Raw genomic sequence first — 15,929 nt, 5'->3', positions numbered from 1 at the left:
AATTTTATATTAGTATCTTTTTTACAGACCGTTCGTTATCTATTTCTTCCACCCATTTCACATTTTCAATATTCATTGCTAAATTCTGAATGGTAGGACGCAGGAATAATTCCTGAATATTGATCGATACATCAAATTGTTTTTGAAGAACTGATAATAGTTCAGTCGCTTTTAAACTGTGTCCGCCTAATTCGAAGAAATCATCTGTTATACCTACCTTTTCCAAACCAAGTATGTCCTGCCATATGGCGGCTATTTTTGCTTCTGTTTCTGAGGTTGGTACTACATAGTCTGAAGCTTTTATTTTGAAAATTTCCAGTTTTAAAAGTGCCGTTTTATCAACTTTACCATTAGCTGTTAAGGGTATTTCGTCTAACAACAGAGAATAGGTTGGCAACATATAACCCGGCAGTTTTTGTGACAGGCTTTTACGAATTTGTTGCATGTCAATATTCTCACCTTTTAAATAAGCAACAATTTGTTTTTCTCCGTCATGCTCCTTGGTGAGTACTACTGCATTGCTTATGGTTTCTTCTTCTTGTAAAGCATGTTCTATTTCGCCCAGCTCTATACGGTATCCGCGAATTTTTATCTGATCGTCTTTTCGTCCCGCAAAACCTATGTTTTGATCGGGCATCCAATAGCCCAAATCTCCCGTGCGATACATGACAGTTCCGGGATCAAACGGATTTGGTACAAATTTCTCCTTAGTCAGCTCAGGTTGATTCAAATAACCCACCGATAATCCCTTTCCGGAGATACAGATTTCGCCTATTAGTCCTTCTCCTTGTAAGGCTAATTCCTCTGATACGATATAAAAACGGGTGTTAGAAATAGGTTTTCCAATTGGAAGCGAATGTTCCTGCTTTTTCTCAATCCTGTAACAACTGCTATAAGTCGTATCTTCAGACGGACCGTACAGATTTCTTATCTCGATCGGATATTTGATCAAGGCATTGCTCAACGCTATCGGAATAGGTTCTCCCGCCATGTTTAATACCGAAACATTTTTTAAAGAAATCTCTCTTTCCAGTAAATTATCCACTACAGAAGGAACTGTGTTTATGAATATTTTTTGGTCGCTGCCTACATAATCGGCAATGGCCAATCCGTTGGTAATGATTCTGATTTTTTTCCCGGTGCTCAGTGGATAAAACATTTCAAATACCGATAAATCAAAACAATGTGAAGTTGCTGCATAGAGAATATCAAAATCAGCAGCAGCAAATTCTTCTTTACTCCACTCTAAAAAGGCTACAGCATTATCATGGGTTAACATAACGCCTTTTGGCTTTCCGGTAGACCCTGAAGTATAGATGATATACGCTAATGAATCGGATGTTATTTTAATTTCCGGCAGTTCTGCAACCGCTATGTTTGCCTGTTCAAAATCATGCAATACTTTTTCGGTTATTGTAATTTTACAAGAACTGTCCTGTTCGATATAAGCGATTCGTTCTTCCGGATAATTTAAATCGATAGGAACGTAAGTCGCTCCGGTTTTTAATACCGCTAGCAGGGCTATAACCAACCATTCATCTCTTTTTACTTTTATACCTACAAAATCTCCCGGACGTACTGCGCATTTCTCCAACAGGTAGTGTGCCAATTGATTTGATTTTTCCGATAACGCTTTGTACGTAATCGTTTTATCTTCACAAACAAGCGCAATGGCATCGGGTGTTTTACGCATTTGAGCGTTAACCAAATCTACTATAGTTCTGTTTTCTTGATAGGCTCTATTTGTCGCGTTATAATTGTGCAGCAAACGTTGTTTTTCTTCACTAGAAACAAAGTCAATTTTGGCAATGCTATCGTTCGGTTTTTCTATCCCTTCAGAAATAAATTTTTCTAAATAATGTACCAGTTTTTGAACAAAACCCTTGGTATATATATCAGTATTGTAATTCAACGTCAGATTCAGACTCTCTTTTCCTTCCGCAAAAGAAAAACTCAAATCAAACTGGCTTGTGTTCTTTTGTATTTTTTTATAGGGTGCTATTGTTATTTCTTCGAAAGTTTCTTCTTTAGAAAAAAGATCTTGCTGATTGTGTAAAACAACCATAACATCAAAAAGTGCCGATCTTGAAAGGTCTCGTTTTAACCCCAATTCTTCTACCAGTACATCAAAAGGATAAGATTGATTCTCATACCCTTCCAGCAATACCTTCTTTTGTTTTTTTACTAAACTGCCATACGTATCGGTTACTTCAAAACGAGTTCGAATTGCCAGTGTGTTCAGGTATAATCCTATTTGATCTTCTAAATCCGGATAATCTCGTCCAGCCACCGGAGTTCCGAGAATGATATCAGTTTGTCCGTTGTATCTGTAAAACAAGCCGTTTAATCCTGCCATTACTGCCATGAACAAAGTAGCTTGATGCTGTTGGCAAAAACCCTTTAACTTGGTGATAAAATCTATTGAGAAAGCATGTGAAATACTATCGCCATTATACGTTTTTACTTTTGGACGTGTGGCTGTGGTCAACAATTCCAATACCGGAAGATTACCTGCAAATTGTTCGCGCCAGTAACTTCCTGATTCGGCTAATTTTTCCTGATTTGGCACACTGTTGTACCAATGTGCGTAATCTTTATATTGAATCGGTAAATCCGGTAACGCAATTCCTGTGGCCTGCTTTAGATGGTTGTATTGGGCTACTATTTCTCTGGATAAAATTTCCATCGACCAGCCATCTCCTACAATATGATGCAGATTAAACAAGAGTAAATGATGCGCATCGTTAAAGCTTATGATTTCCACTTTTAGCAGTGGTGCCTCACCCAGATCAAAAGGATGGTTGACATGACTGGTTATTTTTGCTGATAACGCTTCTTCATTTAATCCATGATGCACGTCTATCGGACAAACAACCGATGCTGCAGGCAGTACATATTGGTTCAACACTCCCGATTCATCTGCTTTAAAAACCGTGCGAAGACTCTCGTGTCGGTCAATGAGTTTATTTACTGATTGTTGAAATAATGCCAGGTCTAATTTGCCTTTCAATTCTAATACATTCGCAATGTTGTAAGCCGCACTGCCTCCCTCAAATTGACTTAGTGTCCATAAACGTCTTTGTGAAGAAGTCACCGGATAGTATTCCTGTTCCGGTATTTTGGTAAATTGTGCACTCGAAGACAGTTGCAATTTTGCTATAATTCCCAGTATGGTCGGGGATTCAAAAACATCTTTGACTTTTAATTTGTATCCTAGTTTTTCTAATTTGTTTATGAGTCTTATCACTTTCAGACTGTGTCCTCCCAAATCAAAAAAGCTGGTGGTAATGCCGATTTTGGATATTCCTAAAATCTCTTCCCATAACAAAACCATTTGAGATTCCAGATCGTTTCCGGGGGCCACATATTCGTTATTTTTTACGCCAAGATCTTCAATGGCCAATAACGCTTGTTTGTTTATTTTTCCATTAGAAGTTAAAGGAATTGTTTCCAGTTCTACATAAAACCCAGGAATCATATAGTCCGGTAAACTTGTTCTTAAGCCGTTTTTTAAAGCTTCTATGTTGATGTTTGTACCGACCACATAAGCCACAAGAACTTGCTCTCCGGCTCGTTCTTTGGCTAGTACTACTGCCGTGGTTACGGTTTTATCTTCTTGTAGTGCCTGTTCGATCTCGCCAAGTTCTACACGGTATCCTCTAATTTTTATTTGCTGGTCTTTTCGGCCTATAAAACCGATGTTTCCGTCGGGCATCCAATAACCCAAATCTCCTGTGCGGTACAGTAACGAATCAGAATTAAACGGATTGGAGACAAATTTCTCTCTCGTCAATTCAGGCTGATTCAAGTATCCGGCCGCTATTCCTTTTCCCGAAATACAAAGTTCACCAACAATTCCAACAGGAGTTAATTGAGTAGCACCCGACTCCATAATATATACTTGCCTGTTCACTATTGGCTTACCAATTGGAATGACTGTTTCTTTATTTGTTAGCTGATAATAGGTCGCACAAACGGTGCTTTCTGTGGGGCCATAAGTATTAAATACGGCAAGTTTGTCCCATAAATTACTAACATGATCGACTTGTAAAGTATCTCCGCCACTAATCAGTGTTCTGATCCCAAGATCGTATTGATCGTATGTATCATTCAGGTATTGCAATGCATAAGGATTCGTACTTAAAACTGTTATTTTATGCTGTTCACAAAGCTTGAATAAGGCATCAAAATCACCTTTTTCGTCATGAAAAAACAAGGTTCCTCCGCTACTAAGAATCGGAAATATTTCTTCTATAGAGGTATCAAAAGAAATGCTGGCTTGCTGCACTACACTATCCTGAGCCGTTAATCGAAAATGATTTTTAAACGTTAACACATAATCTACAAAAGACTCATGTGTAATCTGAACCCCTTTTGGATTTCCGGTCGATCCCGAAGTGTAGATCACATAAGCTAAATCTTCTTGGGCAATCGTAGCAACAGGCGTCTCAGCATATTGCTCTACATTATTTTTAAACTCGTCTATGATTTGCGTATTGACAATCAGCTTACATCCGCTGTCTTCTTGTATGTACTTTTTTCGTGCTTCCGGATAGGCAGGATCTATGGGTACGTAGACCGCTCCTGCTTTTAATACGCCCAGAATCGCAATAATCATCCATGGATTTCTTTCCAGTTCAATTCCAACAAAATCACCTTTTTTTATATTGAATTTTTGCGAAAGACAATTGGCCAGTTTAGTACTGTAGGTTTCTAATTGGGCATAGTTGATTTCCTCTCCCTGGTGTACAAATGCGGTTTGATTTGGGTCTTCCTTAGACTTTGATTGTATAAGATTTACTACTGTCAAAGAAGAATCGTAAGGCGTTAGTGCCGTATTGAACTCGTTAAGAAGTTTATTTTTTTCTACCGGAGATACAATTTCAATAGCATTTATTGCTTGTTCGGGCTTTCTCAAACCCGAACTTACAAAAGCTTCAAAGTGCTGTAACAAATTAGCTATAAAATTTTCCTGATAGATATCTGTATTGTATTCTACGTTTAATGTCAGTCCTTTTTCACTTTCTACAAATACAAAACTAATGTCCAGTTGGCTTACACCTCTTTCTATTTCGCTGTATTCAGTAGCCACAATCCCATCTATTTCTTTTTGATCGTTTAGTTCCAATCCCTGATGATTTTGCAACAACACCATAATATCAAACAACGGTGATCTGCTTTGGTCTTTAGGAAGTGCTAATTGATTTACAAGCGCTGTAAAAGGGTATTCTTTGTTTTCGTATGCTTTGATAAGCGTCTGCTTTTGTTTCTGCATGAGTTCCAAAAAGCTGTCTTCCTTATCAAATTGTGTTCGAATTGGCAGTGCATTAGAGTATAATCCTATTTGATTCTCAATATCAGAATGTTCTCTTCCTGCCACCGTAGTACCAAGGGTTATGTCGCTCTGACCTGTATATCTGGAAAACAATCCATTAAGGCCTCCAACTAAGAGCATAAACAAAGTCATTTGTTGTTCTTTACCAAATGTGTTTAATGCTGCTAAAAACGATTTTGAAAATTCGTGTTGAAGAATATTTCCGTTATACGTTTTCATGACCGGACGTTTTCCCGGAACTAAATTTAATAGAGGGGAATTGGTTTCAAACTGTTGCTTCCAATATTCTAATTTGTTATTATACTCAGAACTTGTAAGTTTCTCATTGAGCCATTCGCTGTAGTCTTTGTATTGTATCGACAGTTCTGCCAATTGTATTTCCTGGTTATGGACTAAACTATTGTAAACCAGCATTACTTCTCTGGTTAGAATTTGCAAGGACCAGCCATCGCCTATGATATGGTGCAACACAAATAACAAAATGTGCTCTTCTTCGTTTCTTTTTAATAAAGTAGCGCTCAGCAAAAGATCTTTTTCCAGATCGAAAGCTTTTTGGTACTCTTTCTTTATTTGATCGTGAAGTTGCACTACAGAGGAATCCTCCGAAACTATGGTTTGAAGTTTAAAATTTGCTTCTTCCTTAGTCCGGATATATTGTTGTATTTCTTCTTTTTGATTTTTTCTAAAAATGGTTCGAAGTGATTCGTGTCGTGCAACCACTTTTTGAAATGCTTGTTCCAGAAGTGTCGCATTGAGTTTTCCACTTAACTTCAATGTCGAAGTGATGTTGTAAGCTTTGTTTCCTCCCAGATATTCATGAGTAAACCACATAAAATATTGCGTGGGAGTCAGCGGGTAACTTTCCATTACCTTAGCTTTAGAAATTGAAATATTCGAAGAGATCAAGCTAATCAAGTAGGCCTTGTGCTCTTTAATCTCTTCCAGCAACTCTTTTGTCAATACTCCCTTTGGAGCATTCACCTTAAGATTTCCGTCAATTATTTTCAACTGAACTCCCAAAGAAAGAAGCTTATTAATCATTTCATTTTTCATAAAAAAAACAGTTTTAATCTAGTCTTGTATTTTATTCTATTTTCCAGATCATTTTCTTTTTTTTTCATTTACCTCATTCTTTAACTACTGCTAAAAAAATAATGGATTAGTTTCTTAATACTTCGCAAGCTTTTTTCTCAACACAAACTTTAACGGATATAAAAACGCCAATCTTTGTAAACTGCACGAGATGCAAAAAATCTAATTTTCAAAAAAAAACACACATTTACCATCCTCATTTACAGTTATGTGCCATATAAAAATCCCTTCTAGTATCTACACATAAAATACTTTAATCAAAAATATCAGTAACCAAATAATAAAAATTACGGACTTTTGATATCTAATTTACGGTCTTTTCAGTGAAGCCCCTAAAACATTAAGAATCAAACAAATAAGCATGTTAATTTTAACTAAAAAAAATTGATTCTTTTATAAAACATCAAAAACACTGAATTTTTACCTTAGAAAAAACTTACAAAACGCGCAGTACGTTCAATCCATATTGTGTTTTATAAATTATTCTATTTCCTCCAAGGTCTTTTTTTGGGCCTTGTCGGTGTAAAGCATAAATTAGGATACCCACAAGGTCAAAAAAAAGCCTTGCAGGAAAACCTCGATAGTAAAAAATCAACAACTTAATAATCAAAATCAGGTTAGTAGGCGTTTTTTAATACAGGGCTTTAGCCAAAACTTTACTCCCCTGTTTTTTTCTTAAAGCTTCCTGACTCAAACGCAAATAGCCGCTGGTTAAAACCAACGGCTACTCAAATTTTGATTGTTTTTTATTGACGGATTACAAAATAATTTCGTCCTGATCCAATTCCTGCAAGACCGTATCATCTTCATTATTCTGAAGTATGGAAAAGTGCAACAAAGCTGATAAATCCCGAACGTTTAAAGTTTCGTAAAGATTAGCGATTGAAAATACTGTATTATAGGTCTTATTTATTTTATTGATTAAAACAACGGCTTGTAAACTATTGCCTCCTAATTCGAAGAAATTATCTTCGGTTCCTATAATTGGCGCATCAATTTTCAGCACCTCAGCCCAAATCGTGACCAAAGTTTTTTCTATGTCATTTTTCGGCGCTACATAAGGAACGGTTTTTAAATCCGATACCTCAGGGTTTGGTAATGCTTTTCGTTCTATTTTTCCGGTTCTCGTTAATGGAAATTCTTCCATGGTTATATAGATCGTCGGAATCATATATTTAGGTAATATTTGTCCTAAAAGCATTTTAATTTTTGTTACTTCTAAAGCTTCGGTTACCTTTATATAGGCCGTTATGTGGTTATTTCCATTTAATTCTTTAAGTAAAACCACGGCCTCTTTTATCCACTCAATTTGTTCTAATTGGTATTCTATTTCAGACAGTTCTATGCGAAATCCGTTGATTTTTACCTGAGAATCTTTGCGTTGCAGAAACTCAATTTCACCGGTAGGAAGCATCTTTCCGATATCGCCTGATTTATAAATTCTTCCTTCTCCTGTCGCGGGATCTGTTGTAAAAACCTGCGCTGTTAATTCCTCCCTGTTTAGGTAGCCCAATGAAAGGAAGTCGCTTTTGAAAACAATTTCTCCTGTTTGATAAACCCCTCTTCGCTGGTTGTTTTCACCCAATAAAAAGAGCTCCGTTTCCTCAACCGATTTGCCCAGAGGGACATTGCTTCTCGTTAATTGTGAGGCGTGTTTTAAGAATTTTTGAGCCACAATAGTAGATTCCGTCGGCCCATAATCGTTTACTAAAAAAGCACCTTCAAGGAAATGTTTTTTAAATAAATCCAAATCGGGCTTATGACATGATTCTCCTCCCAAATCTATTAATCGCACTGTTGGTAAGACTTTGTCCTCTTCCAGTCCTTTTAAAAAATTCCTGTAGATCGTGGGTACCATATGTATAATTGTGATATTCTGCGTAAATAACCAGTCTGAAAGCGGGTCAAGACCATTTTCAACAATATCGTAAATGCTCACGGTAGCGCCGTTTAAAATCGCACCATAAATATCTTTTACCGAAGCATCAAAAGTATAAGTAGAGAAAACACTTAAGTTGTCTTTTATCGCAATGCGAACATTATTGGTATATACTCTGATAAAATGAAGTACATTTCTTTGCTTTTGCAAAACTCCTTTTGGCATTCCCGTAGAACCGGAAGTGTACAAAACATAAGCCTCCGCTGAAGCACTTATACTCTTATTTGGATTTGAAATTTCGGGAAGAGTATAATTTTCAGATATCGTTATAATAGCTAACTCTGGTACTTCCTGCTCCAACTGTCGGGCTTTTTCTACAGTGGTTGCATTACAGACCAAAAGCGTACAACCTGAATCTTCAATAAGGTACTGAATTCTGCTCAAAGGACTGTTCGCATCTATGGGCACATAGGCATAACCAGCTTTGAGCACTCCTAACATTCCTATTACACAGGTTTCATTATGGTTTAAAAGCAAGGCTACTCGTCGTGTCTGCGGATTGGCTTTTTTATTGATTTCTAATGCCAAATAATTGGCGCAATTATTCAGCGTTTTGTAAGTAAGTACCGTTTGATTTGCGAATACAGCGGAATGATTCGGAAATTTGGCTACCTGTTTTTCAAATCGCTGTGTGATACTTTGTTCAATTTCACTCGCTTCAAAATAATCAAAATCATTGGTCGGTTTTGAATCGTCTTCCTCAAAAATATAGTCTTCAAATATTTGTATGTCCTGTACTGCTTTTTTGTCATCGACCAACACCTGATCTATGATTGACAAATAGGCGTCTATCCAATAGGTTATGGTTTCTTTTTTAAAGAGTTCCTGATCGTATACACAGTTGATACTGTATCCGTTTGTAAAACTTTTTATGTAACATTCTATATCAAACTTTGGAGTTGCTTCCAATAGTTCGTGATTTGGACTAAAATCGGCTATCCTTTCCAACGGTTTTGTATCAAAATCAACCATATTCAAAAACACGGGACTTAGCGGAAAACCATTATCATTTTGGGGTGCCTCTATGAGCTCCAATAACTGTTCAAAAGGATAGTTCTGATGTGCCAGAGCGTTTATTAAAGTTTCATTAACGCGTTGCAACCAGGTTTCAAAAGACTCCTTCTCACTTATTTTATCCCGCAACATAAGCGTATTTATAAAACAACCCACTACCTCTTTTAATTGGTAATGATTTCGGTTGGCCACCGGAATCCCCAGTGTAATATCTTCTTCGGAAGTGAGTCTGAACAACAGGATCTTTAGCGTAGCCACAAAAATTGCGAAAACACTCGTCTTTTTTTCTCCCGATAGTTTTTCTATTTTTTTCTTCTGTTCTTCTGAAATGTAAACGGTATAAGATGAAGAGGTTCCATCGTTCGTTTTTACTTTTGCCGTGTAGTCTGTTGGCAATTGCAAATACGATAATTGTCCGGCAAACTGTTCTTTCCAGTATTTTTCGGAAACACTAACATCCGACGACTGTAATACCTTATTTTGCCAGTGGGCATATTCTTTATATTGTATCGCCAATTCGGGAAGTTCAACGGGCTTGTTGCTTATGGTGGCCGTATAAATATCCATCAAATCTCTGGATATAATTCCCATAGACCAGCCGTCGCTTATACTATGATGGATGTTAAAATACAAACGGTGAGCCGAGCCTTCTTTCAAAATAGCGACTTTAAACAAAACATCTGTTTCGAGATCAAACTCTTGTTCGAATACCTCTTTTTTAGCAACCGATTCCGATTCGAAGCATGGAATTTCTACTGATAAATGGGATCGGATTTTTTGCTTTGGAATTCCGGCCTCTTCTACAAATACACTTCTTAAAATCTCATGACGTTTTAAAAGAAGATCAAAAGCGGTTTTAAAAGCGGTTAGATCAAAGTTATCCGGTAATTGCAGTGTACTGTATATATTAAACTCTCTTGATTTTCCTTTGATTTTATAAAGCAACCAATAGCGCATTTGCGATGGAGACAATTCATAATATTCCTGAAAAGGCAATTTATCAATCTCATATACGTCTGGAGCTAATTCATTTAAAAGAGCGGCATGGCTTCTCAGACTGGTATTGGCATAAAGCGTTTTTAGCGGAATCGCTATTTTGAATGTCTTTTGATATTCGCTTACTAATTTTGTTAGGAGTAAACTATGTCCTCCAAGTTCAAAAAAATCATCGGTGCTACCTATGGTTTGATGCCCCAAAAGTTCTTGCCAGATTACGGCTATTTTTGTTTCAGTTTCGTTAACCGGTGCCACGTATTCTTTTTTCAGAACATCGGCTTCGGTGATTGCAGGTAGCTTGGCAAGGTCAATTTTTCCGTTTGCATTTAAGGGCACTGTTTCTAATGCAATATAATACGCCGGCACCATATAATCGGCTAACTGTTCTTTTAAATAGGCTCTAAGTGCTTTTCTGTCTATAGCCACCGTTGCGGTATAATAGGCAATAACGGTTTGTTCATTGTTGATTTCTTTGGCCAGAACCAGGGCATTAGAAATTGCAGGTTCATAGCTTCTGATCACATGTTCTATCTCTGCCAATTCAACCCTGTTGCCTCTTATTTTTACCTGATTGTCTTTTCTTTCTATAAACTCAAGATTTCCATCGGGCAACCATCGGGCTAAATCTCCAGTTTTGTATAATTTTTCTGTTGTTGCAAATGGGTTTTGAATAAATTTTTCAGCTGTAAGCTCCGGTTGATGCAAATACCCTTTTGAAAGTCCGATTCCTGAAATGCACAATTCTCCAATAACGCCAATTGGTTGTAATTTTAAACTTTCAGACAGTATGTAAACCTTTGTATTTGCGATAGGTTTTCCGATCGATACTTTCTCTTTTGTGCTTTCTTTACAATCGTAATAGGTTGTTACGACCGTGTTTTCTGTTGGTCCGTAATTATTATATACTTGTAAAGAAGTATCCACTGCATAATTTAAACTCTCTCCTCCTGTAAGTATCGTAGTTGATACCGCCAAACCGTTATCTGCCATGATATCCTGACATATTTTTGAAGGCAGATAGGCGTGCGTAATCTCGTTTTCTTTCAAAAAAGAAGTCAACAATTTGGTTTGCAGACGTACTTCTTCGTTTTCAATAGGGTAAAGTGTGGCGCCTGATAGCAAATACGGATAGATTTCCCAAACCGATGCATCAAAGGCAACCCCAGAAAACAAAGTTCCTCTGCTGGATGCTGTAACGTTGTAGACTTCTTTGTGCCAAAAACACAGATTAACCAATCCCTGATGTGCAATCATCACGCCTTTCGGTTTTCCGGTAGATCCGGAAGTATAGATTACATAGGCCAGATCTGTACTTTCAGTTTTTACATCGGGTTGAACGGCGGACAATTGTTTTTCATTATAAAAAACATCCAAAAAAGCATTGTCTATCACTACTTTGCCCGCAACATCATCTATAATATCTTTAATTCTGTTCTCGGGATAATTCTTGTCTATTGGCACATATGCAGCACCAGTTTTTAGTATGGCCAACAAGGAAACCACCAAGTGTTCGTTTCTTTCTAATAAAACTGCTACCAGATCATGCGGAACAATTTGATAGTTCTCAATCAGGTAATTCGCCAATTTATTTGATCTTTTATTCAGTTCGGCATAACTCAAAGACTGATTTTCTGATCGGACAGCGATATGGTGTGGCGTTTTTTCTACTTGCTCTAAAAACAAATGGATTATCGTTTTCTCCGTATCAAAAGCGATATCAGTATCGTTGAATACCTGTAGTAAAGTTTCTTTTTCATTTTCGGAAACCAAATCTATTTCTCCTACTACCATTTCGGGGCTCTTTATCACTTGAACAAAAAGATTCTCCAAATGTTGCGACAATCCTTTGATGAAATTCTCTGTATAAAGGTCTGTATTGTAAAGTATTTCTAAAGTAAGTTCCTCTTTTTCTGTAAAAGTAAATACAATATCAAAAGGAGCAATTGCTCTGTTGATTTCGAACTCTTCGATCGTTACCGTAGAAGAATCGGAGTGCTTAAAGTTGGCTAATTGCTGTTGGTTTTGCAGCACTACCATCACATCAAACAAAGGTGATCTTGTGGTGTCTCTTGCTATTTTTAGTTCTTCTACCAAGGCATCAAATGGAAAATTCTGATGCTCATAAGCTTCCAAAAGCAGTTTTCCTTCTCTTTGAAGTAAGGTCGAAAATCCTTCGTTTTGATTTACTGAATTTCGTATGGCCAGCGTATTGGTAAACAACCCAATTTGATCTTCTAAATCAGGATGCTCCCGCCCTGCTATTGGCGTTCCGATGATAATGTCGTCTTGATTGCTATATCGGGATAATACTGCTTTTATACCCGCCATTAACACTGTAAAAAGCGTTACCTGATAGTTTTTGGCAAGGTTTTTTAGCTCAGTAAGTACTTCTGCCGTTAAAACATGATACAACTGACTTCCTCCATACGTTTTTACTGCGGGACGGTTCGCATAAACCGGTAATTGAAGTACCGGAACGGTGTCTTCAAATTGTTTAAGCCAATACAATCTAGCGGTCTGATAGTTCTCTTTTTTCTGTTCCTCCAACAACCATACGGCATAATCTTTAAATTGAACAGCTTCCTGAGACCACTTGATTGTCTCTCCGATATGCAAAGCATCATAACAGGCTAAAACCTGTGCGGTCAATACTTCCAATGACCATCCATCGCTTATCAGGTGATGCATTGATAAATAAAACACAAAATTATCCGGTGTAGTTTTCAATAACGAAGCACTGAATAAAGGAGTTTTCGTCAGATCATAGGAGTTTTTACTTTTTCCTTCAATATAATGCTTAACCTCATCGTAAGGCGATTGCTGATGAGAAAAATCTTTAGTGTCTATGGCAAAATGAAATTCTTCTTTGGGCAGAATGTATTGATTTACCGCTCCATTTTGATCTTTCTTAAAAAAAGTCCTCAGAATTTCGTGATGTGCTACTACTTGATTAAAGGCTTCAATAAATTTGGCTTGGTTGACCGCTCCTTTTAGCACCACCGCTCCTGAAATCTCATAGGCATCATTCCCACCGTCGAGTTGACTTAACAACCACAATCGGTTTTGTGAATGTGTCAATGGATAGGATTCTGAAAAAGCAGCCAAAGGAATTGGCAAATATTCTTTATTTTTTAATACTTTTTTTAACTCGGAGAGGGTTGGATTGGTATAAAACAGTTTATACGGAACACTCTTCTCCAGTTTTTTGTAGATGGCATTAATAATTTGCGAAATCATTAAACTATGGCCTCCCATTTCAAAAAAATGATCGTTCATACCAATAGGCGTTACTCCTAAGGCTTGTTCCCAAATCTCAACTAGTGTTTTTTCAAGAACATCAGCCGCAGCTACATATTCTCTTTTTACGATTGCCGTTTCCGTAATTTCTGAAAGCGCTTTTTTATCTACTTTACCATTTGGAGTCAACGGAATTGTCTCTAGTTTAATAAAATAAGCAGGAATCATATATCCCGGGAGGAGTTTTTCTAAATGTCCCCTTAAAACTGTTTTATCGATAAACTCGTTTTCTACATAATAGCCTACTAAAACATCTTCCCCTTTACGCTCTTTGACCGCCACAACGGCTTGTAGTATGTTTTCTGAAAAAGAAGAAATGGCGTTCTCAATTTCTCCAAGTTCAATACGATATCCTCTGAGTTTTATTTGATGGTCTTTTCTTCCCAAGAAAATCAGATTCCCGTCAGGCCCCCATTTTGCCAAATCACCGGTATCGTACATCTTGACCCCTTCCTCAAAAGGATTTTCTATAAATTTGGCCGAAGTTAGTTCGGGCTGATTGAGATATCCTTTTGTCACACCGTCTCCCGAAAGATATAATTTTCCAACAATACCAGCCGGTACCAGTTGTAAAGCGTCATCTAAAATATAAGCCTGTGTATTGCTAATGGGTTTACCAATAGGAATGGTCGTGTAGTTTTTTTCTGAAGATAACTTGTAACAAGTGCTATAAGTAGTATCTTCTGAAGGGCCGTATAAGTTTCTTATTTCGGCATTCGTTAGTAACAACTTTTTTGCAATATCTACCGGAAAAGGTTCTCCTGCAAGATTAATTACACTCACGTTTTTAAGGCTAAAACCTTCCTCTAAAACCTTTCGAATACTTGAAGGTACTGTATTTAATAAAATCTTCTGATCTTTGGCCAATTCTGCACCAATCTCTAAAGCATTATTTAGTATTTTGATTTTTTTTCCAACAGAAAGTGTGTAGAACATCTCATACACTGAAAGATCAAAACAATGTGATGTGGCGGCATACACTACATCAAAACTATCTGTGTCAAACTCTCTTTGTGCCCAATCAATTAAGGCTACAGCATTTTGATGTGTGATCATCACGCCTTTAGGATTTCCGGTAGTTCCTGAAGTGTATATAATGTACGCCAACTCCGCTGATTTTCGGTTCGCAGACTGATTTTCTTTGGAGTAGTTGTTCTGTTTCTCCTCAAAATCTTTATAAAGAACAGTATCAACAACGAGCTTGCAATTACTGTCTTTTTCAATGAAGGCAATTCTTTCCTCCGGATAATTGACATCTACGGGTACGTAGGTAGCCCCCGCCTTTAGAACCGCTAATAGAGTTATCAGTAGTTTTTCGCTTCTCTCCATTTTAACCCCGACAAAATCACCTGCTGCAATAGCATACTCTTTAATCAGCCAATCCGAAACCTGATTGGCCTGCTCATTAAGCGACTCATAGGTAAGTGCTGTTTCTTTACAAACAACGGCAATATGCTGCGGTGTTTTCTGTACTTGTTTTTCTACTATTTCGGCTAATGACAGAGTCGTATCATAGTTCGTTTTTGTCGCATTAAAAGTATGCAACAGCAACTCTTTTTCTTCATTCAAAACTAAAGGCAGCTTAGAAATTGAAGTCGTAATATTGTCTTCTAGTCCTGCTAACAAATTTTTAAAATTTGCTAAAAAATGTCCGGCGAGAGCACTTTCCACAAATTTATCCGAATGATGTAATGCCATTCTAAAATCTTTGTTTTCCAGTTTTTCGATTTGAAAGGACCAGCCGCAGCACAATACTTGCTGTTCTTTTTCTGCTCCGTAATTAAACTGAAAAGGAATAGCATTTACATTCGATGTCATGGCAATACTATGCTCTTCGTAATAGTTTGTATGTTTATAAACGTCTTGAACTTCTTCTTTTGCTTCCTGTATAAATTCCTTTACCGTTTTTTGAGCTATGGCTTGAAATACATAAAATGACACTGCTTTTTCAGCATTCAAAAACATGTTAGAGGACACAAAATTAGACTCTTCAAAATACCTTTGAAGCAACATATTATAAAGCGCAATCAACACCGTAAATTCTACAATAGTATTTTCAGCCGTTAATTTATAGAAGTAAGAAAGTTCAGAAGCCGAAACGGTACTAAAATCTGTTGAAGAGTTTTCCGGAAAATTTTCTTTAGAATAAGTAAGTTTACTGATTTTTTTATTCCAATAGTCTTTACCAATTTTGTGATTAATGTGATCCATTTTAGTGTAATTCTTTTATACCATTAGTTTATTTAACAAGGAGTT

At 37.0% G+C, this 15,929-nt stretch carries 2 protein-coding genes; both read right to left on the bottom strand.

All coding sequences use genetic code 11. From position 1 onward, the window contains the following. Positions 1–4: 4 nt before the first annotated feature. The gene (locus ACHRV3_RS14390) at positions 5–6,388 is read right to left on the bottom strand and encodes an amino acid adenylation domain-containing protein (RefSeq protein WP_395435101.1); all 6,384 of its coding nucleotides are present in this window, start codon (positions 6,386–6,388) and stop codon (positions 5–7) included. A gap of 796 nt (positions 6,389–7,184) precedes the next feature. After that, complete coding sequence (locus ACHRV3_RS14385; RefSeq protein WP_395435102.1) at positions 7,185–15,884, bottom strand: amino acid adenylation domain-containing protein; 8,700 nt, start codon at positions 15,882–15,884, stop codon at positions 7,185–7,187. Positions 15,885–15,929: the final 45 nt, after the last annotated feature.

The organism is Flavobacterium sp. FlaQc-49, assembly GCF_044005985.1.
GTDB lineage: Bacteria > Bacteroidota > Bacteroidia > Flavobacteriales > Flavobacteriaceae > Flavobacterium > Flavobacterium cupriresistens.
The sequence above is the reverse complement of the archived record's forward strand: the minus strand, read 5'-3'. Positions and strand labels throughout refer to the sequence as shown.